Source organism: Streptomyces sp. NPDC002004 (genome assembly GCF_053593975.1).
Genome location: NZ_JBSFDP010000021.1, coordinates 68,915 through 92,539 on the forward strand (window position 1 = coordinate 68,915; position 23,625 = coordinate 92,539).

17 protein-coding genes and 1 pseudogene are annotated in these 23,625 nt (G+C 72.3%); 3 read left to right on the plus strand and 15 right to left on the minus strand.

All coding sequences use genetic code 11. The features are described 5' to 3' along the window. The first annotated feature begins 133 nt into the window (after positions 1-133). Complete coding sequence (locus ACWCP6_RS25765; RefSeq protein WP_450934917.1) at positions 134-1,561, plus strand: lipase maturation factor family protein; 1,428 nt, start codon at positions 134-136, stop codon at positions 1,559-1,561. Positions 1,562-1,664: 103 nt separating this feature from the next. Here ACWCP6_RS25765 and ACWCP6_RS25770 read toward each other — a convergent pair whose 3' ends face one another. The 8 genes and pseudogenes from ACWCP6_RS25770 to ACWCP6_RS25805 all read right to left on the minus strand — a co-directional run bounded on the left by ACWCP6_RS25770 (position 1,665) and on the right by ACWCP6_RS25805 (position 9,755). Continuing rightward, the gene (locus ACWCP6_RS25770) at positions 1,665-2,519 is read right to left on the minus strand and encodes an amidohydrolase family protein (protein ID WP_450934918.1); all 855 of its coding nucleotides are present in this window, start codon (positions 2,517-2,519) and stop codon (positions 1,665-1,667) included. Beyond that, positions 2,516-2,830 (minus strand): L-rhamnose mutarotase, encoded by a 315-nt coding sequence (locus tag ACWCP6_RS25775; protein ID WP_450934919.1) that lies wholly within the window; start codon positions 2,828-2,830, stop codon positions 2,516-2,518. The genes ACWCP6_RS25770 and ACWCP6_RS25775 overlap by 4 nt, the downstream gene beginning before the upstream one ends. Positions 2,831-2,902: 72 nt before the next feature. Further along, positions 2,903-3,892, minus strand: a complete 990-nt coding sequence (locus ACWCP6_RS25780) for an aldo/keto reductase (protein WP_450934920.1) — start codon at positions 3,890-3,892, stop codon at positions 2,903-2,905. Positions 3,893-3,897: 5 nt separating this feature from the next. Beyond that, the gene (locus tag ACWCP6_RS25785; RefSeq protein WP_450934921.1) at positions 3,898-4,653 is read right to left on the minus strand and encodes an SDR family NAD(P)-dependent oxidoreductase; all 756 of its coding nucleotides are present in this window, start codon (positions 4,651-4,653) and stop codon (positions 3,898-3,900) included. Next, a complete protein-coding gene (locus tag ACWCP6_RS25790; protein WP_450934922.1) occupies positions 4,650-6,005 on the minus strand; it encodes an L-fuconate dehydratase in 1,356 nt (451 codons plus the stop codon). The genes ACWCP6_RS25785 and ACWCP6_RS25790 overlap by 4 nt, the downstream gene beginning before the upstream one ends. A 76-nt stretch (positions 6,006-6,081) precedes the next feature. Then, positions 6,082-7,109, minus strand: a pseudogene (locus ACWCP6_RS25795) (ABC transporter permease). Further along, positions 7,102-8,664: a sugar ABC transporter ATP-binding protein gene (locus ACWCP6_RS25800; RefSeq protein WP_450934923.1), complete on the minus strand. Its 1,563-nt coding sequence runs from the start codon at positions 8,662-8,664 to the stop codon at positions 7,102-7,104. The pseudogene ACWCP6_RS25795 and the gene ACWCP6_RS25800 overlap by 8 nt, the downstream one beginning before the upstream one ends. Then, a complete protein-coding gene (locus tag ACWCP6_RS25805) occupies positions 8,661-9,755 on the minus strand; it encodes a sugar ABC transporter substrate-binding protein (RefSeq protein ID WP_450934924.1) in 1,095 nt (364 codons plus the stop codon). The genes ACWCP6_RS25800 and ACWCP6_RS25805 overlap by 4 nt, the downstream gene beginning before the upstream one ends. 192 nt (positions 9,756-9,947) lie before the next feature. Here ACWCP6_RS25805 and ACWCP6_RS25810 point away from each other — a divergent pair, with 192 nt between their 5' ends. After that, on the plus strand, positions 9,948-10,661 hold the full coding sequence (locus ACWCP6_RS25810) for a FadR/GntR family transcriptional regulator (RefSeq protein WP_450934925.1): 714 nt from the start codon (positions 9,948-9,950) through the stop codon (positions 10,659-10,661). Between the two features lie 198 nt (positions 10,662-10,859). Here the strand turns inward: ACWCP6_RS25810 and ACWCP6_RS25815 are convergent, their stop codons facing one another. The 6 genes from ACWCP6_RS25815 to ACWCP6_RS25840 all read right to left on the minus strand — a co-directional run bounded on the left by ACWCP6_RS25815 (position 10,860) and on the right by ACWCP6_RS25840 (position 20,707). Next, a complete protein-coding gene (locus ACWCP6_RS25815) occupies positions 10,860-13,877 on the minus strand; it encodes an alpha-mannosidase (protein ID WP_450934926.1) in 3,018 nt (1,005 codons plus the stop codon). Positions 13,878-14,011: 134 nt separating this feature from the next. Next, the gene (locus ACWCP6_RS25820; RefSeq protein ID WP_450934927.1) at positions 14,012-16,072 is read right to left on the minus strand and encodes an endo-beta-N-acetylglucosaminidase; all 2,061 of its coding nucleotides are present in this window, start codon (positions 16,070-16,072) and stop codon (positions 14,012-14,014) included. Between the two features lie 174 nt (positions 16,073-16,246). Then, on the minus strand, positions 16,247-17,488 hold the full coding sequence (locus ACWCP6_RS25825; RefSeq protein WP_450934928.1) for a glycoside hydrolase 5 family protein: 1,242 nt from the start codon (positions 17,486-17,488) through the stop codon (positions 16,247-16,249). A 101-nt stretch (positions 17,489-17,589) separates the two neighbouring features. Continuing rightward, positions 17,590-18,513, minus strand: coding sequence for a carbohydrate ABC transporter permease (locus tag ACWCP6_RS25830; RefSeq protein ID WP_450934929.1), 924 nt, complete (start codon positions 18,511-18,513; stop codon positions 17,590-17,592). Further along, positions 18,510-19,406 carry a carbohydrate ABC transporter permease gene (locus tag ACWCP6_RS25835; RefSeq protein ID WP_450934930.1) on the minus strand — a complete coding sequence of 299 codons (897 nt, stop codon included), beginning with the start codon at positions 19,404-19,406 and terminating at the stop codon, positions 18,510-18,512. Before ACWCP6_RS25835 ends, ACWCP6_RS25830 begins: the two co-directional genes overlap by 4 nt. A gap of 11 nt (positions 19,407-19,417) precedes the next feature. After that, positions 19,418-20,707, minus strand: coding sequence for an ABC transporter substrate-binding protein (locus ACWCP6_RS25840; protein ID WP_450934956.1), 1,290 nt, complete (start codon positions 20,705-20,707; stop codon positions 19,418-19,420). Between the two features lie 314 nt (positions 20,708-21,021). Between ACWCP6_RS25840 and ACWCP6_RS25845 the strand changes: the two genes are divergently transcribed. Further along, entirely contained in the window at positions 21,022-22,044 is a 1,023-nt protein-coding gene (locus ACWCP6_RS25845; RefSeq protein ID WP_450934957.1) for a LacI family DNA-binding transcriptional regulator, read from the plus strand. Positions 22,045-22,129: 85 nt separating this feature from the next. On the opposite strand, the gene ACWCP6_RS25850 is transcribed toward ACWCP6_RS25845, so the two are convergent. Beyond that, positions 22,130-23,422: a hypothetical protein gene (locus tag ACWCP6_RS25850; RefSeq protein ID WP_450934931.1), complete on the minus strand. Its 1,293-nt coding sequence runs from the start codon at positions 23,420-23,422 to the stop codon at positions 22,130-22,132. Positions 23,423-23,625 lie beyond the last annotated feature (203 nt).

Sequence of the window (23,625 nt, forward strand, 5' to 3'; positions counted from 1 at the left end):
CGGCCCCGTACGACCCGTGTGTCCACATTGTCCTTTCTATGACGTACCGTTTCGCAACCCTCCGTAGACCGATCGGGACCGAGGGTCAGCACTCCGCGCGCCAATGCGGGTCACTCAGCGTCACACTGGACGGGTGGAGTGGTTCATGGCGCCGGACTACTGGATGAGCCGGCTGGTCTTCCAGCGGGTCCTGGCAGCGGTGTACCTCGTGGCGTTCCTCGGCGCGGCCCTCCAGTTCCGGGCGCTGATCGGCGAGCGCGGGATGCTGCCGGTCCCCTGGTACGTGGAGCGCGTGCCGTTCCGCCGGGCGCCGAGCGTCTTCCAACTGCGCTATTCGGACCGCTTCTTCGCGGGCTGGGCGTGGGCCGGCTTTCTGGTGTCGGCTGCGCTGCTCGCGGGTGTCGACGGCATGCTGCCGCTGTGGGCCGCCATGCTGCTGTGGCTGGTGCCCTGGGCCCTGTACCTGTCGATCGTGAACGTGGGCCAGACCTGGTACAGCTTCGGCTGGGAGTCCCTCCTGCTGGAGACGGGGTTCCTCGCCGTGTTCCTCGGCAACGACCGTGTGGCACCGCCCGTCGTGGTGCTGTTCCTGATGCGCTGGGCGCTGTTCCGCGTCGAGTTCGGCGCCGGGCTGATCAAGATGCGCGGGGACGCCTGCTGGCGCAAGCTGACCTGCCTGGACTACCACCACGAGACCCAGCCGATGCCCGGCCCGCTCAGCTGGTTCTTCCACCATCTGCCGAAGCCACTGCACCGCGCGGAGGTGGCCGCGAACCATGTGACGCAGCTCGTGGTGCCGGTGCTCCTTTTCACCCCCCAGCCCGTCGCCACGGCTGCCGCCGCCCTGATGGTCCTGACCCAGCTGTGGCTGGTCCTGTCCGGCAACTTCGCCTGGCTGAACTGGACGACGATCGCGCTGGCCCTGTCGGCGGTGGACTTCTCGCCGCTCACGGGCACCCGGCCGTTCCCGCCGGCCCCGCTCTGGTACGAGGTCGTGGTGCTCGCCGTCTCAGCACTCCTGCTCGGCCTGAGCTACCGCCCGGCGCGCAACCTCGTCTCGCGCCGCCAGCTCATGAACTACTCCTTCGACCCGTTGCACCTGGTCAACACCTACGGCGCGTTCGGCAGTGTGAGCCGGCTGCGTCACGAGGTGGTGATCGAGGGCACCGCCGACCCGGTGCCGCTCGCGGACGCGGACTGGCGGGAGTACGAGTTCAAGGGCAAGCCCGGCGATCTCCGGCACTGGCCCCGCCAGTTCGCGCCGTACCATCTGCGGCTCGACTGGCTGATGTGGTTCGCCGGACTCTCCCCCTCCTACGCCCACCCCTGGTTCGGCCCTCTGGTGGAACGCCTGCTGGACAACGACCGCGACACGCTGCGTCTGCTCCGCCGCTCCCCCTTCCCGCCCGACAGCCCGCCCCGCTACGTCCGCGCGCGGCTGTTCCGGTACCGCTACACGACGTGGGACGAACTCCGCGCGACCAAGGCGTGCTGGCACCGGACCTACGTACGGGACTTCCTGCCGCCCACCCGGCTGGAGACGGCGGCCGACCGGTCGTAGCGACGGGCGACGGGCGACGGGCGACGGGCGACGGGCGACGGGCGACGGGCGACGGGCGACGGGCGACGGGCGACGGGCGACGGGCGACGGGCGACGGGCGGGGTCAGAGGCCGTAGACGCGGCGGGCGGTTCCGGCGAACACCTGCGCGTACTCGTCCCCGCTCAGACGCCCGGCCAGCTCCCGCGCGGTGTCGACGACCCTTCCGTACGGCGCGGCGAGCGTGCACACCGGCCAGTCGGAGCCGAACATCAGCCTGTCGGGGCCGAACGCCTCCAGCACGGTGTCGGCGTACGGACGCAGGTCGTCCACGGTCCAGGCCGACCAGTCGGCCTCGGTCACCATGCCGGAGAGCTTGCAGACGGTGTTCGGCAGCGCGGCGAGCGCCCCGACCGCCTTCGCCCAGGGGGCCCGGGCCCCGGCGGCGATGGGGGGTTTGCCCAGGTGGTCAAGGACGAAGGTCAGCTCCGGCAGAGCGGCCGCGGCCTCGACGCAGGCGGACAGCTGACGGGGCACCACCACCAGGTCGTACGCCAGGCCCGCGCCGGCCACGGCGGTGAGACCGGCACGTACGTCCGGTCGCAGCAGCCACTCCGGGTCGGCTTCGGCCTGCACCTGGTGCCGGATACCGACGAGCCGGTCACCACCGGGAAGAGCACGGAGCCCCGTGAGCGTGTCCGCGACGCCGGGCCGCGTCAGGTCGGTCCAGCCGACGACCCCGGCGACCAGGTCGCTGCCGTCCGCCAGCGCCAGGAGTTCGGGGGTCTCGTCGGCGACGGTCACCGTCTGCACGAGCACGGTCGCCGTGACGCCGGCCGAGCGGGCCTGCGGTGCCAGGTCGGCGAGGGTGAAGTCCCGCCGGAGGGGAGCGAGGCGCGAGCCCGTGATCCAGTCCTGGTCGCGCACGGCGAGGTCCCATACGTGGTGGTGGGCGTCCACGGCCGGGGTGCGGGGCGTCATCCCAGCTCCCACACGACGGGCAGGCCCGCGCCGGCGCCTTCCGGCGCGTAGTCGTGGGTCACTTCCAGCAGGCCGGCCATGCGGGTCTGCCAGGCGACGTTCACCGGCAACTGCTCCAGCTCGGCGAGCATGCGGGCGTAGTCCTCGCATTCGACGAGGTGGAAGAGGTCCGCGCCGCTGCGCCAGATCGTCCACGAGGTGACTCCGGCGGCGCGGATCGCGGCGGTCAGCTCCGGGGGGACCTCGCGGTGTGCGGACTCGTAGGCGGCGATGCGGGAGGCTCGGATACGGGTGTGGAGGGCGACTCTCATGCGGGGCTCCTCGGGGTGGATGGGGGGCGGGGCCCCGGTCCCGGAAGGGGCGGGATCGAGGGGAGAACGGCTTCACGGTGGCACCGGTGCGTTCGGGGGGAGGAGGTTCCGTTCCCCGAGCTCCGCCCAGAAGCCCGCCGGGACCGAGGCCCCGAACCGGGCCACCGCGTCGTCGACCTCCGCGCGGGACCGCGCGCCGACCAGCACGCTGGTGACCGCCGGATGCGCGAGCGGAAAGGCCAGCGCGGCCGCGCGCAACGTGGTCCCGTGGCGTTCGGCGAGGTCCCGCAGCCGCAGCGCCCGCGCGAGAACGGCAGGCGGCGCGGGCCGGTAGTCGTACGTCGCCCCGGGCCGCGGGTCCGCCAGCAGGCCGGAGTTGAAGACACCGCCGACGACGACGGACGTACCACGCTCCAGTGCGGCCGGGAGCAGGTCGTCCAGGGCCTCCTGGTCGAGCAGGGTGTAGCGGCCGGCGCACAGCACGACGTCCACATCCGTGTCGCGGACGAAGCGGGCGAGCATGCCGGACTGGTTCATGCCGGCCCCGATCGCTGCGACCGTCCCTTCGGCCCGCAGGCGTTCGAGCGCCGGATAGCCCTCGCGCAGCGCCTGCTCGCCGTGGTCGTCGGGATCGTGGAGAAAGACGGTGTCCACCCGGTCGAGCCCGAGGCGGGTCAGGCTGTCCTCCACGGAGCGGCGCACGCCGTCCGCGCTGAAGTCCCAGACCCGCCGGTGGGTGGCGGGCACGGCGAAGCCGTGCCCGAGATCGTCCCCGTCGCCGGGACCGGGGACCGGGAGCAGCAGTCGGCCGGCCTTCGTGGACACGGTGTACGTGTCCCGGGGGTGCTTGCGCAGGGTCCGGCCGAGCCGCCGCTCGGACAGGCCGAGGCCGTAGTGCGGGGCCGTGTCGAAGGCACGGATCCCGTGCTCGTAGGCGGCGTCGACGGCGGCGTGCGCCTGCTCGTCGCTCACCGGCGTGTACAGGTTCCCGATGCCCGCAGCGCCGAACGACAACTCGGTGACCGGGACCCGTCCGCGCCGCCCCAGCGTGCGTACCCGCATCGCGGTCACCGCTGCGCGGGGCGCAGCCGCAGGCCCTGCATCCCGCCGTCGACGGCGAGTGCGGTGCCCGTGGTGGCACCGGACAGGGGGCTCGCCAAGTAGGCGATGGCGCCCGCGACTTCGCGGGCCGTGACCAGGCGGCCGGTGGGCTGGCGGGCCCGGAGCGCGGCCCGTTCGGCGGCGGGATCCTCGGCGGCGTCGAGGAGCCGGCCGACCCACGGGGTGTCCACGGTGCCGGGGTTCACACAGTTGACGCGGATGCCCTCGCGCACGTGGTCGGCGGCCATGGCGAGGGTGAGGGAGTGCACGGCGCCCTTGCTGGCGCTGTAGAGGGCGCGCTGCGGGAGGCCCGCGGTGGCGGCGATGGAGCAGGTGTTGACGATCGCCGCGTGGGACGAGGCGCGCAGGTGCGGCAGTGCCGCCCTGGTCGTCCGGACCGCTCCGAGAAGGTTGACGTCGAGGACGCGCCGCCACTGGTCGTCGTCGTTGTCCTCGACGGTGCCCTGGGCGCCGATCCCCGCGTTGTTGACCAGGATGTCGAGGCCGCCGAGGTCCCGCGCGGCGGCGTTCACCGTCTCACGCACCGCGGTGTCGTCGGTGACGTCCGCGGTGTAGGCCAGGAGCGGCGTGCGTACGGAGGACGGGTCGAGGTCGAGGACGGCGACCCGGGCGCCGCGCTCGGCCAGCACCTCGGCCGTGGCGTGGCCGATGCCGGAGGCACCGCCCGTGACCAGGGCCTTGAGGCCCTCGAAGTCGTTCATGCCGCTGCTCCCTTCCGCCGTGCGGGCTGGTGCCGTGCGAGGTCGGCGGCCCAGAAGGTGCCGCCCGGGTAGGTGAACTCGGTGATCGACTCGGGCCGCATCGCGGCGGAGAAGCCGGGCGCGGCCGGTGCCGTGTAGTGGCCGTCGCGGATGACGACCGGGTCGACGAAGTGGGTGTGGAGGTGGTCGACGTACTCGATGGCGCGGTTCTGGGTGGAACCGGACAGTGCGACGTAGTCGAACATCGACAGGTGCTGGACGAGTTCGCACAGGCCGACGCCGCCCGCGTGCGGACAGACGGGGACGCCGTGCTTGGCGGCCAGCAGCAGGATCGCCAGGTTCTCGTTGACGCCGCCCACGCGGGCCGCGTCGATCTGGAGCACGTCGATGCCCCCGGCCTGGAGGAGCTGTTTGAAGACGATGCGGTTCTGCACGTGTTCGCCGGTGGCCACCTTCACCGGGGCGACGGCGCGGCGGATGGTGGCGTGCCCGAGGACGTCGTCGGGGCTGGTGGGTTCCTCCACCCAGTACGGGTCGAACTCGGCGAGGGCACGGGTCCAGGCGATTGCCTCGTCGACGTTCCAGCGCTGGTTGGCGTCGATCGCCATGCGCACATGGGGGCCGATGACGGACCGGGCGACACGGCAGCGGCGGATGTCGTCGGCGAGGTCCGCGCCGACCTTCAGCTTGATCTGTGTGAAGCCGTCCGCGACGGCCTGCGCGGCGAGCCGGGTCAGCTTCTCGTCGCTGTAGCCGAGCCAGCCGGGCGACGTGGTGTACGCGGGGAAACCGCGCTCCAGCAGGTCGGCGCCGCGCTGCGCGGCCCCATCCTTGCCGCGCCGCAGCAGGTCGAGTGCCTCGTCGGGAGTGAGGGCGTCCGTGATGTAGCGGAAGTCGATCTGGCGGACGAGCCAGGCGGGTTCCGCCTCGGCGAGGAACCGCCACAGGGGCAGGCCGGCCCGCTTGGCGGCGAGGTCCCAGAGAGCGTTGACCACAGCCCCGATCGCCATGTGCATCACGCCCTTCTCGGGCCCGAGCCATCGCAGTTGGCTGTCGCCGACCAGGTCGCGGTTGAGGGTGCCCGGGTCGGCGCACAGCTCCTCCACGGAACGGCCGACGACCAGCGGGCGCAGCGCGTCGATCGCGGCGACCTGGACGTCGTTGCCCCGCCCGATGGTGAAGGTGAACCCGTGGCCCTCCGGGCCGTCGGCGGCGTCGGTGCGCAGGACGACGTAGGCGGCGGAGTAGTCGGGGTCCGGGTTCATGGCGTCGGAGCCGTCGAGCTCCCGCGAGGTGGGAAAGCGGATGTCGTAGGTGTCGACCGCGGTGATACGGGCGGGGGTCGGGGTCACAGGATGCCTTTCCGGGGGAGGCGGGGCGCCACGGCCTGCGGTGTCGTGCCGCGCGCGGGTGCGCGGCGCCGCTACATCAGTCCTGGGCGCGGCCCGTCGTGATCCGGGCGATCATCAGGGCGACCAGGATGATGCCGCCGTAGATGGCCTGGATCCAGAAGGACGGCACCTGGGCGAGGGTCAGCAGGTTCTGTACGACGCCGAGCAGCAGCACACCGGTCAGGGCGCCGGACATGGTGCCCCTGCCGCCGTCGAGGCCGATGCCGCCGATGACCGCCGCCGCGAACACGGTGAAGATCATGTTCTGACCCTGGTTGGCGTTGATGGCGCCGACGTATCCGGTCTGCATCAGCCCGCCGACGGAGGCGAGGACCCCGGCGACGACGTACACGCCGAGCGTCAGGCGTTCCACGCGGATGCCGGCGGCACGCGCCGCCTCCGGGTTGCCGCCGATCGCGTACAGGGCGCGCCCCCAGCGGTGGTACCTGAGCATGGTGCCCGCGGCGGCGAAGGCGGCCGCGGCGAGCCACACGGAGACGGGGACGGTGAGGAAGGTCGTGGTGGCGAGGGTGTAGAGGCGTCGGGCAGGCCGAACAGCGTCCTGCCCTGGGTGGCGCCGACGAGCAGCCCGCGCAGGATGATCAGCATGGCGAGCGTCACGATGAACGCGTTCAGCCTGAACCTCACCACGAGGACGCCGTTGAACGCGCCGATGACGGCGCCGACGGCGAGGATCGCGGGAAGGGCGAGCGCGGCGGGCAGGCCGGTACCGAATCCGGCCTGTCCTGCGGGGAGTACGAGCAGGGCGCCGACCGCGGGAGCGATGCCGACGACGGACTCCAGGGACAGGTCGAACTTCCCGGTGATGAGGACGAGCGACTCGGCGAGCACGACCATCGCGAGTGCGGCGGACGCGCCGAGCACGGAGATCAGATTGCGCTCGGTCAGGAACGAGTCGTTGACGACCGCGCCGAGCACGAGGAGCAGCAGCAGCGCGGGGACGAGGGCGAGTTCGCGGGCGCGGCGCACCAGCACGCCGCGGCCGGTGCCCGCGCTGCGGGCCGGGGGCGCCACGGGGGCCGAGGGGGCCTTGAGGTCAGCCACGGTCGTCCACCACTCCTTCGGTGTCCTCGACTCCTTCTATGGAGGCGATCAGTTCGTGGTCGTGCCAGCCCGCCGCGTGTTCGGCGACGATCCGGCCGTGGAAGAGGACGAGCACCCGGTCGCAGCGTCGCAGGTCGTCGAGTTCGTCGGACACGACGAGCACGGCGGTGCCGTCGTCACGGGCGCCGTCCATACGGGCGAGCAGGGATTCCTTGGACTTCACGTCGACACCGGCGGTCGGGTTGATCAGCACCAGCAGCCGGGGGTCGGAGGCGAGCGCGCGGGCCATGACGACCTTCTGCGCATTGCCGCCGGAGAGGTCGGAGACCGGCTGGTCGGGGCCTTCGGCATGGATGTCCAGGCGCGAGATCAGCCGCCGTGCCAGGCTGCGCCGGCTCGCGGTGCCGACGAAGCCGTGGCGGCGGCCCGCGCCGACGACGCCGCGCGGGCCGAGGCGGTCCAGGACGCTCAACGTGGTGTTGTCGCCGATGGTCATGCCGGGGACGAGGCCCTGCTCGTGCCGGTCGCGCGGTACACAGCCGACGCCGGCGCGCAGCGCGGCCGGTACGTCGCCGAAGGGGAGCTGTGCGCCGTCGAGCCGTGCCGTGCCCGCAGTCGGCGTGCGGAGTCCCGCCACGGTCTCGGCCAGTTCGGTCTTTCCGCTGCCGCTGGAGCCGGCGAGCCCGACCACCTCGCCGCCGTGGACGGTGAGCGCGATGTCGCGGTACGCCTCGCCGGTCAGGCCCTCGGCGGCCAGCACGACGGGAGCGTCGTCCGGGACGGCCGGACGGCCGATGCCCGGTGCGGCGACGGTGACGGCCCCGCCCGCCATGGCCTCCACGAGCGCGGCGCGCGGCAGATCGGCCACCGGTGCGGTGGTGATCCAGCGGGCGTCGCGCAGCACGGTCACGGCCTGGCACACCTCGTACACCTCCTGGAGGTGGTGCGAGATGAACAGGAAGGTGACACCGGACTCCTGCAGGCTCCGCATGCGGGTGAACAGCCGCTCGATCTCGCGGTTGTCGAGCTGGGCGGTCGGTTCGTCGAGGACGATGAACCGGGCGCCGAAGCCGAGGGCCCGGGCGATCTCCACCATCTGCCGGTCCTCGACCTTGAGGTCGGCGGTCCGTGCGTCCGGGTCGACGCGGACGTCCCAGGTGCCCAGCAGTTCGGCGGCCTCGGCACGGAGCCGGCGCCAGCTGATGAGGCCGGCGCGGCCGGTGGGCTGGCGGTTGATGAAGAGGTTCTCGGCGACGGTCAGGCCGGGCACGACGGTGGGCCGCTGGTAGACGCAGGCCACTCTGCGTCGCCAGGCCTCGCGGTCGGCGAGCGGCGGCGCGGGTTCGCCGTCGAAGCGCACGGTGCCGGCGTCCGGGGCCTGGAGTCCGGTGAGGACGGTGACCAGGGTTGACTTCCCTGCGCCGTTGCGGCCGACCAGGGCGTGGGACTCGCCGGGCAGGACGGTGAGACGGCCGTCCCGCAGGGCGACGGTGGGTCCGTAGCGCTTCTCGATGCCGACGGCCTCGGCCAGCGGCTGTACGTCTGGGGCGCTCATCCGACCGTGTTGCCCCACAGCTCGGGGTCGTCGACGTTGTCCTTGGTGACCAGCGGGGCGGGCAGCTGGTCCTCCAGGAGGCCGTTCGGGAGCTTGACGACCCGCGAATGGTGGTCCGTCGGGCCCGGCTGGAACTTCTTCCCCTGCATCGCCGCCTTGATGTAGTACATGCCGTACTTGGCGTAGGCGTCGGCGGGCTGCGAGACGGTGGCGTCGATCTCGCCCCTGCGGATCGCGGCGTACTCCTGCGGGATGCCGTCGTTCGAGACGATCGTGATGTGGCCCTTGGTGCCGGCCGCCTTCAGCAGGTGCTTGGACTTGAGGGTCTGCAGCGTCGGCGCGAGGTAGACGCCGCCCGCCTGGAGGTAGATGCCCTTGATGCCGGGGTTGGCGTTGAGGAGCGTGTCCAGCTTCGACGCGGCGGTGTCCGACTCCCACTTGGCGGGGATCTCCAGCACCTTCAGTCGCGGGTACTTCCGCTTCACGCAGGACCGGAACGCCTCCGAGCGGTCCCGGCCGTTGACCGAGGCGAGATCGCCCATGATCTGCACGACCTTGCCGCTCCCGACGTGCTGTCCGAGGTAGTCGCAGGCCTTCCGGCCGTAGGCGACGTTGTCGGCGCGGACCACCATCGCGACCTTTCCCTTCTCGGGGGCCACGTCGACGGCGACGACCGGCACGCCCCTGCGCTCGGCCTGGTCGAGTCCGGCGGAGACGGCGGCGCTGTCGAGGGGGGCCACGACGAGGCCCGCAACGCCCTGGGTGAGCTGGTTGTTGATGTCCGTGATCTGCTGCGACGGGTCGCTGTTGGAGTTGACCGTCCTGAGCGCGTGCACGTGCTCGGCCTTCGCCATCTTCGGCACGTAGTCGTTGTAGGACTGCCAGAACGGCGAGGTGAGCAGCGGCAGCACGACGCCGACCTTGCCGTCACCCCCGCCGTGCCCGCCGCCCGCTCCGGACGCGGTGTCGTTCGTACTGCCGCACGCCGTGAGCGCGAGGGCCGCGACCGCGGCGGTGACCGCCGCGCGCACCGTCCGCGACCCGACCGCCGCACTCGCCCCTCGCCTGTTCCGCACTGTTCCGACGGCCATCTGACGGCTCCTCATCGAACGTGTGTGAATGTGCGCGGCCGGGAGTCCCCTCTCCAGCCGGGACGAATATTTATCAGACCACTTGAGGGTGCGACACCCCTCGCGCAGGCACTTTCACCGCTTACACGCAATAGTGGTCGGACCACATCGGTGATTAGACTGCGGCTCACTCGGCCGACAGGAGGATGTGGCGTGGACGAGACCGGCCCCCGCGAGCCCGCACCGCAGAAGGGCACCGTGACGCAGCGCGCCATCGAGCGGATCAAGGGGATGATCGCCGAGGGCCGTCTCCAGCCGGGCGAGCGGCTGCCGACGGAGCGCGATCTCGCGGCGCAGCTCGGCATCTCGCGCAGCTCGATGCGGGAGGCCATCCGCGCCTTGACCGTGCTGGGGGTGCTGGAGGCACGCCACGGGTCCGGGATCTACGTCACGCAGCTCGAGGCGGGCGATCTGCTGGAGACCTTCGGGGTGGTCGCCGATCTCTCGCGCGGGCCGCGGCTCGTCGAGCTGCTGGAGGTGCGGCGCGTCCTGGAGTCCACGGCCACGGCGACGGCCGCCGCGCGGATCACCGCGGACCAGCTCGCCGAGGTCGGGAGGCATCTCGACGCGATGAACGCCACGGAGGATCCCGAGGAGATCCTCGCGCACGATCTGGCGTTCCACCGGGTGATCGTGGCGGCCGCGGGGAACGAGACGCTGGCCGCGATCGTCGAGGGCCTCTCCTCCCGGACGTTCCGGGCGCGCGTGTGGCGGGGCTTCCAGGAGGAGGGTGCCTTCGAGCGGACCCGGCGGGAGCATGCACGGATCTTCGGGGCCCTGACCGCCCGGGACCCCGAGGCGGCCAGGGCCGCGGCGGCGGCCCATGTGGGCGAGGTCGAGGCGTGGCTGCGGGCACAGCTCCCGTAGCCACGCCCGGGGCATGCTCGGAACCGACGTGCCGTCCTGGCCGGACGGGCATCCGCGGGGCGGAAAGCCCCGTGCTCACCCCGGGCCGGGCCCCGGCGCTCCGGGCGCTCCGCCGGCGGGCCCGGCCCACTCGGCCCGTCCGACGCTCGAGGACGGGGCCGTCCGACCCGAAGGGGGTCCGGGGCGCGGCCCCGGTGCTCACCCGCGCGTGAGCCTCAGCGTGACCAGCTCGAACGGACGCAGCGTCAGCGACACCGTGCCGCCGTCCCACAGCGACTCCGGGGCGTCCGGGAGGGGCCGCTCCAGCAGGTCCGTGACCGTCGCCGTGTCCACGGCGAAGCCCGCCGTCAGGGTGGCGCGGGCCCGGCCGCCCCGCGACTCGTGGAAGCGGACCACGACGTCCCCGCTGCCGTCGTCGGCGAGCTTGACCGCGGTGACGACCACGGCGTCGTCGTCCACCGTCACCAGGGGGTCCACCGGGCCGGAGCCCGTGACGCTCCGCTCGGGCAGGTTGATGCGGTAGCCCTCGCGGACCGCGTCGCCGATCGCCGCGCCCGGCACCAGGGCGTGCCGGAAGCGGTGGACGCCCTGGTCGGTCTCGGGGTCGGGGAAGCGCGGAGCGCGCAACAGCGAGGCCCGCACCGTCGTGGTCGTACCGGCGTCGGCGTCGCGGACCGTGCGGGTCACGTCGTGGCCGTACGTCGAGTCGTTGACGAGTGCGACGCCCCAGCCCGGCTCCTCCAGGTGGACGAAGCGGTGGTTGCAGGCCTCGAACTTGGCCGCCTCCCAGCTGGTGTTGGTGTGCGTCGGCCGGTGGAAGTGGCCGAACTGGGTCTCGGACGCGTAGCGCTCGGCGTGGATGTCGAGGGGGAAGGCCAGCTTGAGGAACTTCTCGGTCTCGTGCCAGTCGACCTCGGTGGCGATGTCCAGCCCCGGCTCGCCTGGCGCCAGCGAAAGGACCTGGGTGACCCGGGAGTCGCCGAAGCTGCGGACGATGCGCACCGAGGCGCCGTCGGGTCCCGGCACCACCTCGTCGGCGTCGACGAGATCGGTCACCGAGTTGCGGTAGAACTTGTCGACGTCCCAGGCGTCCCACATGTTCGGGAAGTCGGGGTGGATCTGGAGCAGATTGGCGGCCGCACCGGGCGCGACGGTCTCGCGCCCGGCCGCCAGGTCGTACGCGGAGACCACGAGCCCGCGCTCGTCGATCTCCACCCGCAGCAGGCCGTTGCCCAGGACGAAGCCGCCGCCGGGGCGCTCCTCGCGGGTCACCTCGCCCTCGGCCGACGGGGTGCGGGCCCCGCCCGCGGGAACCGCGTGCCGGGCATGCGGCGTGGAGTTGAAGACCAGGACGTCCGTTCCCTCGCCCGCGAGTGCGCGCTGCGCCGCGTCGATGATGCCGTTCAGCTCGTCGGCGACGGCCGCGTAGGTCTTCTCGGCCTCCCGGTGCACCCAGGCGATCGACGAGCCGGGCAGGATGTCGTGGAACTGGTGGAGCAGGACCGTCTTCCAGATGCGGTCCAGATCGTCGTACGGGTAGGGGAAGCCGGTGCGGACGGCGGCCGTTGCGGCCCACAGTTCGGCTTCGCGGAGCAGGTGCTCGCTGCGGCGGTTGCCCTGTTTGGTCTTCGCCTGGCTGGTGAGGGTGGCGCGGTGCAGCTCCAGGTAGAGCTCGCCGACCCACACCGGTGGCTCCGGGTACTCGGCCTCGGCCTTCCTGAAGAACTGCTCCGGGGTCTCCCAGACGACGGTCGCCGAGCCCTCCAGGTCCCGCAGCCGGGCGGCCTTGGCGACCATCTCGCGGGTCGTGCCGCCGCCCCCGTCGCCCCATCCGGTGGGGGCGAGGGAGTGCCGGGCGACTCCCTTGTCCCTGAAGTTCCGTGCCGCGTGGGCGATTTCGCTGCCCTTCATGGAGCAGTTGTAGGTGTCGACGGGCGGGAAGTGGGTGAAGATCCGGGTGCCGTCGATACCCTCCCAGCGGAAGGTGTGGTGCGGGAACCTGTTCGTCTGGGACCAGGAGATCTTCTGGGTCAGCAGCCACTTGGAGCCGGCGGCCTTGATGATCTGGGGGAGCCCGGCGGCGAAGCCGAAGGTGTCGGGCAGCCAGGCCTCCTCGTTCTCGATGCCGAACTCGTCGAGGAAGAAGCGCTTGCCGTGCACGAACTGACGGGCCATCGCCTCGGACCCGGGCATGTTGGTGTCCGACTCGACCCACATGCCGCCCGCCGGCAGGAGCCTTCCGCCGGCCACGGCCTTCTTCACCCGCGCCCACACCTCGGGACGGTGCTCCTTGACCCAGGCCCACTGCTGGGCCTGCGACATGGCGAAGAGGAAGTCCGGTTCGTCCTCGATCAGCGCGGTCATGTTGGACGTCGTACGCGCGACCTTGCGGACCGTCTCGCGCAGCGGCCACAGCCACGCCGAGTCGATGTGGGCGTGGCCGACCGCGCTGATGCGGTGGGCGGAGGCTGCGGCCGGCTGCGCCAGCACCTCGGTCAGCTCCTCGCGGGCCGCGGCGGCCGTGCCGCCCACGTCCTGGAGGTCGACCGCGTCCAGCGCCCGCTCCAGAGCCCGCATGATCTCCCAGCGGCGCGGCGCGTCGACGGGCAGCTCGTGCATCAGCTCACCCAGCACCTCCAGGTCGACGACCAGCTCCCACACGGTCTCGTCGAAGACGGCGAGGTCCATGCGGGCGAGCGTGTACTGGGGTTCGCTGCCCGCGGTCTCCTTGTCGCCGAGGCCGGTCGGCACGAAGGGGTGGTAGTCGAGGATGACCGGGTTGGACGCGGCCTCGACGTGCAGCCGTACCTCCTCTCCGCCCGCGGCGGGCGCCGCGATCCGCACCCACTGGTTGCGCGGGTTGAGGCCCTTCACCGGCGTGCCGTCGGGCCGGTAGACGAGGCCCTCGCACTGGAATCCGGGCATGTTCTCGTCGAAGCCCAGGTCGAGCAGCGCCTCCACGGTCCGCCCGGCCCACCGCTCGGGCACCGTCCCGGTCACCCGGAACCAGCTCGTCCCCCACGGGGCACCCCACCGCTCCCCCACTCCGATCGGTTCGACCGGGGCGGCCAGCCCCTCCTCCACCGGGACCGGCTCGCCCGGCGCGTGCCACACGGCCACGTCCAGCGGCACGGACTCGGGGTACACCGCGGGCCGGACGCGTTCGTCCAGGACGCGCCTGAGCCGGGCTTCCACAAGGGTGCGATCGTCATGCATGAGAAGTGCTCCGTTGTCTTTCGGGGGTCGTCACGTCGGGATTCCCCCTGCTCACGGGGTCCCCTGCCCGAACGCGGTGGAGAGCTCGGGGGCGGAGCCGGGAGCGTGAGGGACGGTGCGGGCGGGCCGGGTCGTCACCAGTCGTGTACCGCGCCGGCGGGAGCCGACACGGTGTAGAGCTCCCCGACCGCGCGTACTTCGAACCGGGCCACCTGCTCTCCCGGTGCGGGGGTGAGACCGGTGACGTGGAACGCCTTCTGACACGTGCCGCCGAGGAACCGTCGTGTGCCGTCCGGCAGGACCCGGTGCAGCGTGTACTGCCGCGGTGCACTCGCCCGTGCCCCGCGGGCGGTGCCGGGAGCGCTGCTCCAGGCGAACCGCAGGTCGCCGCCGGAGGCGGCGGTGATGCGCAGCGCGGCCGGGGCGGCGGGACGGTGTGCTTCCGCGGACCGGACGGCGAGCGCGCCGAGCCGCCACCGCACCGGACCCCCGCGCCCGGTGAGCCGGACGCCGAGCGCGTGAACGGTGCCGGACAGCCCGGTGAGCCGGACGGTCGTGGTGCGCCACCCGTCGCCCGCGGCCACGGTGTCCACCGGCAGGCGGGTGTACGGGGCGGGCTCGCCGGGGCCCGCGGGCCCGGCCACGGCGACGGCCAGTTCGACGGTGACACGGCCGGTGTCGGCGCGGTGGGTCACGTCGACGACCGTGTCCCCGCCGAGCGGCAGGCGGGTCGCGTACAGGTCGAGGGTGGTGGGCGCATCGAGGGCGCCGTCGACGAGGAGCGAACTTCCGCCGCGCCAGGCGTCGGCGAAGTCGAAGGCGACCGTGGGCCGTCGCCCGGTGGTGCGGACGGACCACCGCCGCGACGGCAGCGTGTCCTGGAGGCCGAGATGACTCCACGCCGCGTCCGACGTGACCCGCCCGTTCTCGTACCAGCGCAGCCCGTGCCCCGTGTTGAAGGTCGTCGCGAAGGGCACGGAGTCCACCGTCGACCGGTCGGCGACCGCCGTCGCCGGGGCCCGCCACGGGTCGTCCGGGTCGGGCCGCGACGGGTCGAGGGAGCGCCCGCTCCAGAACCGGTCGTCGGCCGTGTGGAACTGTGCGGGGGTGCGGTCGGGCGGCAGCTGCTTCCAGGTCCACTCGGGCCGGTAGAAGCCGTACGACACGACGTGTGCCGCGTCCTCGGGCACGATCGCGTCCCAGTCGACGGCGGTGTCCCAGCCGTTCGACTCGACGTCGACGCCGGCCCGGAGGTCGTACCGGCTGCGCCCCAGCCGTTCGGCCAGCCGCCCGGAGGAGGCGAGCGAGTCCGGCGTCCACCGGAAGTCGACGAACATCGAGTCGGCGGCCCGGAAGAACGCCTGGTTGCGGTCGTCGAGTGCGCCCTGCCAGCCCACCGAGCCGGTCACGGTCATCGCGTCGTACCAGGTGACCCGCTGTCCCTCGGCCGAGCCGCGTCTCCTCAGCTCCTTGACGAAGCCGAGCATGTCGGCCGCGAGCGCGGTGTCGCCGCCGTCGGTCTCGGCGTTGAGGAACCACCCGTCGAAGCCGTAGGCCTCGGCCACCGCGACGAGCCGCTCGGCGAGCGGGAACCCGCCGAACGCGTCCTTCTGCACGAGGTCCCGCGTCCAGCGCAGATCGCCGCCCCAGGCCGCGGGCGGCAGGAACACCGTGCCGAGGACGGGCACGCCGTGCCGGTGCGCGGCGTCGACGACCGGCGCGTTCGGCGCGAGGATGAGGCCCTCACCGGCCGAGCCGCCCCAGAAGACCAGCTCGTCGAGGTACGCCCAGTGGGTCGGCGCGTAGCTGTCGGCGGTGGCCGTGCCCTGCGAGGGGTTGCCCGAGGTGGGTGCGAAGGACACGAGCGACTGGATCCGCGCCCCGTCCGCGCGGGCGGTCGCATTGGCCGGCACGGGTGTGAACCGCTTCGCCCGGGGCACGGCCGCGGCGTTGAAGGGCAGGTCGTCGTCGGTCTCGGCCCGCCACTCCTTGAGGCTCCGCCAGGTGATGCCCTCGCCGGGGCTCCCGGAGGGGAAGGAGTCCGGGTACCAGTAGGAGGCGTACGGCTGAAGAGCGGCGGCGGCCCGGGACCCGGCCCGCGCCGCGGCCGATGCGACCCCGGGGCGGACGACCGGCGCCAGCACCGCACCGGCCGAGGCCATGAGGAGGGCACGACGACCGAGGTGGGGACTCATGGAGTGCTCCGCATCGTTCGAGGACGGATGGACGGCTGTACGGATGGACGGCCGTATGGATGGACGGCTGTACGTCGGCGGGCCGGCCGCTCGCCACGGCGTGCGGCGCGGCTCCGGACGGAGCGGGCGCGCCTGCCCCGAACGGGGCGAACGGCGCGGCCCCGGGCGGGGCTTTCACACCTGCTCCGGCAGAACGACTTCGGCGATGCCGCGCCGTGCGAGGTGGTCCTCGTCGTCGGCGCGACCGGCCAGCACGGTCGTGGGCCGCGCCCCGTCGGCGGTGAGGCGCGCGAAGGCCTCGAAGACGGGGCCCCCGGGCGCGCAGACCGAGCGCCGGGGCGCGCGGACGTCGTCACCGGCGTCGACGACGAGCGCGGTGGTGCGCGGCGCGGGCACGTGCCCCCGCAGCTCTTCGGCGAGCCGGGCCACGGCCTGCCCGGCGGGCTTCACGTCCCGCCGGTCGGTCAGGAGCCCGAGCCCGTACTCCAGCTCGGGGAAGTCGGCCAGCGACCGCGACACGTCGTGGGAGCACCACCAGGTGACCCCCCACAGGTCCGGGCAGTCGAGAACGCCCCGCACCGTGGCCTCGGTGAACACCGGCGCGTGCTCCGCCGGGATCAGCGGGGCGGGCGCCCCGACCTCCTGGAGCCACACCGGCCGGTGCGGATCGTCGGCCCAGGCCTTGGACAGCTCGACGAGGTACGCGGCGTGGTGCTCGGTGGCCACCGCGGTACGGCCGTGGCGCTGCGCCGTGCCGTTGAACACCCAGGAGTGCACGGCGGTCATGGCGCCGAGCCGCGCGGCGTGCGCGGGGGTGAAGGGCTGGTCGTCCTGGTACCAGGCGGCGTCGTACGCGGCGTGCAGATGCGCCTTGCCCGGGGCGCCCCGTTCGCAGGCGCCCAGCAGCGTCCGCAGCCAGGTGCCCGCCTGGTCGGTTGTGATGCGGTCGGGGTCGGGGTGGGGTCCCGCGGCGAACTGGTTGACCTCGTTGCCCAGGGTCATGCCGATGAAGTTGGGCCGGTCGGCGAGTGCGGCGGCGAGGGTGCGCAGGTATTCCGCCTGCGCGTCGACGGCCTCGGGGTCGGTGAACAGATTGCGCCGGTGCCAGGTCCGTGTCCACGCGGGCAGGAAGTCGAAGCTCGACAGATGGCCCTGGATCCCGTCGACGTTGACGTCGAGACCGCGTTCGGCGGCCGCATCGGCGAGGAGCACCAGTTGCTCGACCGCACGCGGCCGGATGAGGGTGCGGTTCGGCTGGAAGTACGGCCACACCGGGAAGACGCGGATGTGGTCGAGCCCGAGTGCGGCGATCGAGTCGAGGTCGACGCGTACCGCGTCGAGGTCGAAGTCGAGCCAGTGGTGGAACCACCCCTGGCTGGGCGTGTAGTTGGCGCCGAAGCGCACGACGGAAGGCATACGGGTCCTGGGGGTCGTGGTGCGGGGAGTCCCGCGTGGCCGAGGAGCTCCACCTGGAGCGGGGGCGGCACGGGCCGGGGCACGAAGGGAGCCGCCGGCCGTCAGCCCTTGACCGCGCCCTCCCCCACCCCACGGAAGAAGTACCGCTGGAGGCAGGCGAACAGCACGATCAGCGGTGCGACGGCGATGACCCCGCCCGCGGCGACGAGACGTTCGTCGTTGGCGAAGGTGCCGTGCAGATAGTTGAGCCCGATGGTGAGCGTGAAGCGCTGGGGGTCGCTGAGGACGATGAGGGGCCACAGGAAGTCGTCCCAGGACCCCATGAAGGCGAAGATCGCGACGACGGCGAGCGTTCCCTTCACGGACGGGAGGGCTATCCGTACGAACCGCTGCCAGATGGTGGCCCCGTCGACGAACGCCGCCTCCTCCACCTCGTAGGGCAGATTGAGGAAGGCGTTGCGCATGAGCAGGACGTTCATCGCGGCGACGCAGCCGGGCAGGACGACCGCGGTGAGGGTGTTGTTGAGGCCGAGGTCGCGCATCGTCGTGAACTGGGCGATCACGATGCTCTCGGCGGGCACCAGCATCGCGAGCAGGAAGACGAGGGTGGCGGCGCGGCGGCCCCGGTACCGCAGCCGGGCCAGGGCGTAGCCGGCGAGCGAGGCGCCCGCGCAGTTGGTGAGCACGTTCACGGAGGCCACCTTGAGCGAGGTGAGCGCGTAGTCCCACACGGGGATGGTCTCGGCGACGCGTGCGTAGTTGTGCAGCGTCGGGTCGCGGGGCAGGAAGTGCGGCGGTGAGCTGTAGATGTCCTCGTGCGGGCCCTTCAGGGAGGTGGAGAGCTGCCACAGGAACGGTCCGACGGTCAGCGCGAGCACGGCGAGGAGCAGCAGATAGCGCAGGGCGAGCTCCCAGAGGGGAACGCGGCGGCCCGTTGCGTCCCGCACTCCGCCGTGGCGCCGTCGGGCGCCCGCCGGTGCGTCCGGCTCGCGGCGGCGGGCCGTCTTCTCGATCACCGTGGTCACCGTGCCTCCTCCTTCCGGTCGGCGCGCAGCACGAGCAGCATGAGCGCGACGGTGATGACGAACACGACGACCGACAGGGCGGACGCGTATCCGACCCGGCCGGTGAGGCCCGTGCCGGTGCGCTGGACGAGCATGACGAGCGTGGTGTCCTCGCCGGCCGGGCCGCCGACGGGTCCGGCCATCAGGTACACCTCGGAGAACACCTTGAACGCGGCGACCGAGGACAGGGCGCCCACCAGCACCATCGTGGAGCGCACCGCCGGGACGGTCACGGTGAGGAAGCGGCGTACCGGCCCGGCCCCGTCCACGGCGGCGGCCTCGTGGAGTTCACGCGGCACGTTCGCGAGCGCGGCCAGGTAGATGATCATGTAGTAGCCGAGGCCCCGCCAGACCGTGACGGCCATGGCGCTCAGCAGAAGCAGCCACTGGTCGCCGAGGAAGCCGGTCCGTCCGGCGCCGACGGTCTCCAGCACCGCGTTGACCAGGCCGCGGTCGTCCAGCATCCACACCCAGATCAGGCCGACCACGACGATGGAGGCGACCACCGGGGTGTAGAAGGCGGAGCGGAAGAAGGTGATGCCGGGGATCTGTTTCTGAACGAGCAGCGCCAGCAGCAGCGGCAGCAGTACGAGTGCGGGGACCACCCCGAGGACGTACAGGGCACTGTTGCGCAGTGCGGTCCAGAACATGTCGTCGTGCAGCATCTCCCGGAAGTTGGCGAGGCCGACCCACCGGCCGGGGACCAGGGTCCTGCGGTCGGTGAAGGCGCTGACGACGGTGGACAGGAACGGGTACAGGACGAACGCGCCCACGACCAGCAGTCCGGGGGCCGCGAACAGCCAGGGGCTGGTGGGGAGATGGCGTCGTACGTGTGTGGGGGCCGGGCTCTTCATGGTCCCCGCGCTCAGCTCTGCCGGAGCAGCCGGTCGCAGGCCCTGACAGCGTTGTCAAGCGCTGCCCCGGGGCTCTCCTTGCCCTGGAGCGCCCTGGCGACGGCGTTGCGCAGTTCGACCTTCATCTGCTCGCTGAACAGCACCGGCGTGTAATTGACGGCGGTCTTGAGGGACTTGGCGGCGGCGATCCGCACGCGGGTCACGTCGGTTCCGTCCTGCCGGGTGAAGTAGGGGTCGTCGAGGGAGCCCCGGGTGCTGGGGAAGATGGCTGCCTTCTTGGCGAAGGACATCTGGTTCGGCGCGTCCGTGACGTAGTGCGCGAAGGCCACCGCCGCGGGCTTCTGCCTGCTGCGGGAGTTCACCATCACCCCCATCACGTACATGTTGTCCTTGCCGGTGTTGCTGATCTGGTCGGTGATGCCGATGTTCCGGTACAGGGTGGGTGCCTGCTTCTTGAAGTTGTCGAGGTCCAGTGCGCTGCCGGGGTTCATGGCGACGGCCTCGGTCAGGAACTTCTTGCCGGAGGACTCGGGCGTCGCCGTCAGCGCCTGCGGGTCGAGCGCCTGGGCGTCGTACAACTCCTTGTATTTGGTGAGGAGTTCGACGCCCTTGGGGCCGTTGAAGGTGAAGCCGGTGCCCTGGGCGTTCATCAGCGGCACGCCGTAGCGCCCGAAGTCCTCGATGGTCGGGACGTTGGCGAGGGTGGCGACCTTGCCGTGGCTCTTCCTCGCCATGGTCAGGGCGTCCGCGAAGACCTCGTCGTAGGTCTTCGGCGGCCTGCTCGCGTCGAGGCCCGCCCGGGTGAAGAGCCGCTTGTTGTAGAACAGCGGCCCGGTGTTCAGGTACCAGGGGAAGGCGTACGTTCCGTCGAGGCCCGGTACCCGGTGGCTGACCCAGGCGCCCGGCAGGTACTCCTTCCGGTACTTCCGCGCCGCCCTGTCGAGGTCGAGCGCGAGGCCGGCCTTGGCGAGCGGGGCGACCAGGTCGGGCGAGACGTTGACGACGTCGGGCAGGGTGCCGCCCGCCGCATCGGCGCTGATCTTGTCGGCGTAGCCCTCGGCCGGCTGGTCGACCCACTTCACGTGCGTGCCCGGGTACTTCTTCTCGAAGTCCTTGATCAGGCCGTCGAAGTACGGGGTGAAGTTGGCGCGCAGATTCCAGGTCTGGAAGGTGATGTCGCCCTGGACCTTGCCGGAGGCGTCCGCCGGGCCCGGGTCGTCGCCCCCGCCGCCACAGGCGCTCAGGGGGAGGACGACGGCGACGGCGGCAGCGGCGGCGACCGCCCTGCGGGAGATGCGCAGCATGGTGGGACGGCTCCTTTGCGGCGTCGGGAATGATGCCGACGGAGACCTTGCACGCAACTCGACGGCGAGTCAATGGATTCTGCAGCCCGATATCCGAATTCCCTTGATGCTGCGTCGAATTGGCAGGTCGGAGAGACGGAGCAGACATCTTGCCCGGCACGACTAATGCGCTTTAGGCTGCATGAGCTGAAGCGCATTAGTGGTGGGCGGACACCGGGCACGGCGGACGATTGTGTGCGCCGCGGACCGGCGGGCCGCGGGAAATGAGGGCACGAGTGTCAGGGAAGCGGTCGCCCGCGCGCCGGCCGACGATGAAGGACATCGCGCGACGCGCCGGCGTCTCCGAGAGCGCGGTGTCCTTCGCGCTCAACGACCGGCCCGGGGTCTCCGAGGTGACCCGGGACCGGGTGCGCCGGGTGGCCGAGCAGCTGGGCTGGCGCCCCAGCACGGCGGCGCGGGCCCTGTCCGGCGAGGGCGCCGCGACGATCGGCCTCGTGGTGGCGCGGCCCGCGGACCTGCTGGGCGTGGACTCGTTCTTCCTCCAGCTGGTCTCCGGGGTCCAGGAGGTGCTGGCGGAGCGTCACCTCGGCCTGCTGTTCCAGGTGGTGGAGGACGTGGCCGCCGAGTGCGTGGTGTACCGGCGCTGGTGGGCCGAGCACCGGGTGGACGGCGTGCTCGTCGTGGACCCGCGCACCGAGGACCCGAGGCCGGCCCTGCTGGACGAGCTGGGGCTGCCCGCCGTGGTCATCGGAGGCCCGGCGGACACGGGGCATCCCGGCCTGTCGACCGTCTGGGCGGACGACGCGGGGGCCATGGCCTCGGTGGTTGAGCGGCTCTGCGTGCTGGGCCACCGCAGGATCGCGCACATCGCGGGGCTGCCGGGCCTTGTGCACACCGAACGCCGTATCCGCACCCTGCGGGCGGAGGCCGGACGCCGGGGCCTCACCGAGGTGACCTCGGTGCCGACGGACTACTCGGACACGGAGGGCGCCGCCGTGACCCGCCGTGTCCTCACCTCGCCCCGCCCGCCCACGGCTCTGATCTACGACAACGACGTGATGGCCCTCGCCGGTGTCGCCGCCGCGACGGAGCTCGGTTTCTCGGTGCCCGGCGAGGTGTCGATCGTGGCCTGGGAGGACTCCGCCCTGTGCCGCATGGTCAAGCCGTGGCTGTCCGCGCTGTCCCGCGACACGGTCGGGTTCGGCCGACTGGCCGCGCGCGAGCTGATGGCCCTCCTCGACGGCGGGACGGCCCGCACGGTCCGCGTACCGGTGCCGCGCCTCCTCGAACGGGACAGCACCGGCACGGCACATGACGGGGCGTCGGCGCCGTAGCCGGTGCCGTCACAGGGGGTACGGCCCGCGTTCGGGCCGGGCGCCGGTCAGGGCCCGGCCCGAGGGGGCGCTCACCCGGCGGTCCTCAGGCGGACGGCACCAGCGAGAAGACCACCCGCTTCCCCGTGGTGGTGTTCTCCCGCTCGTTGAGCCCCCAGAGCCGCCCGGACGACGGGGCGTAGGAGAGGTTCTGGGTCAGCGGCGGGGCGTGGGTGAGGACGTGCGGGGCCTCGCCCGGCAGCGCCCGGTGGATGCAGTAGGGCACGTCGGAGTCATCGGTGCCCGCCGTCTCGGGGCACTCTCCGCTGAAGTAGTAGTACCTGCCGTCCGTGGCGGCGCCCTGCACCTTCCAGATCGGCACGGTGTAGGCACCCGTCGCGGTGACGGTCCCGGTGTAGTCGTTCGCCGTGTCGGTGTCGGGCAGCGCCGTGCTCGCGTTCAGCGGCCAGCGGATCAGCGGGCCGCCGCCCTTGGTGGCGATCTGCGAGGTGACCAGGGCGTCCGGGGTGGAGTGCCGGTCCAGGCTGAGCGAGGTCAGGCACGGCCGCGTGGCGTCGCACGGGTCCCCCGCCCTGCCGGTGAAGTAGATGCCGGCCATGGGCAGCGCCCAGTTGTGATGACGGGCCGAGGACCTTCCGTCGCCCAGGATGCCGACCTGGTCGCTGGTGGTGTCGCTCATCTTCCACAGATGCCGCAGGTCGTAGACCTGGAGCTGGTGCCCGGTGGCGACGAAGAGCTTGTTGCCGTACCAGGTGACACCGTCGGCGTGACCGCTCAGCACGTCCGCCCCGGCCCGGTCGCCGGCCCCGCCCACCGGGCGGAACGTGGAGCCGCCGCCGGTGGAGTACGGGTCGACCAGCAGCACGTGCTGGTACGTGACCGAGGTGCCCGTCGACTCCGCGATGGTGATGCGCGCGTAGTCGTTGTCCGTGTAGTGCCAGGAGGCGATGTAGAGGTGGTGCCCGTTCCAGGTCCCGCCGGGCTGGGCGTCGTGCGAGCCGGTCAGTCCCTGGGGCGTCCAGACGGAGGAGGTGTCGTCGTCCTGGTTCCAGCAGAAGCCGTCGTACTTGAGCGAGCCGTCGAGGTTGGTGTTGTGGCACAGCGCCGGCCGGCCCGCGTGGCCGCCACCGGCGAGCACCTGGTCGGGCGAGGTGCTCACCGAGACGCTTCCCGACGCCTCGATGTGCTGGATCGCGCTGCCGCGGTCCGTGAAGTCCCCCGCCCGCATGGTGAAGCCGCCGGGATCGATCGGGGCCAGGACCGAGGCGGCGGACGCCGGATGGGCCACGGACAGGGTGACGGCCGAGAGCAGCAGGGCCAGTAACGCTCCGGCCGCGCCGCTCCACCGGCGGTTCGTCGTGGACATGATTGCGTTCATGCCCTCCGACGCTACCTCAGCCCCGTCGGGGAGGGTCCGGCGTCGTTGTGCGGACGATCATCGGCGGTGGATCGCCGCGGAGCGCTGCGGCGTCCTAAACTGTCCGCCGACGACGGGGAGTTCGTCCGGCCGCCGCCCGGGAACGCTGTACGCGAGGACGGGCTCTTCGTCCTCGGAGCCTGCCCGGGGCGGAGTTCGGCCGA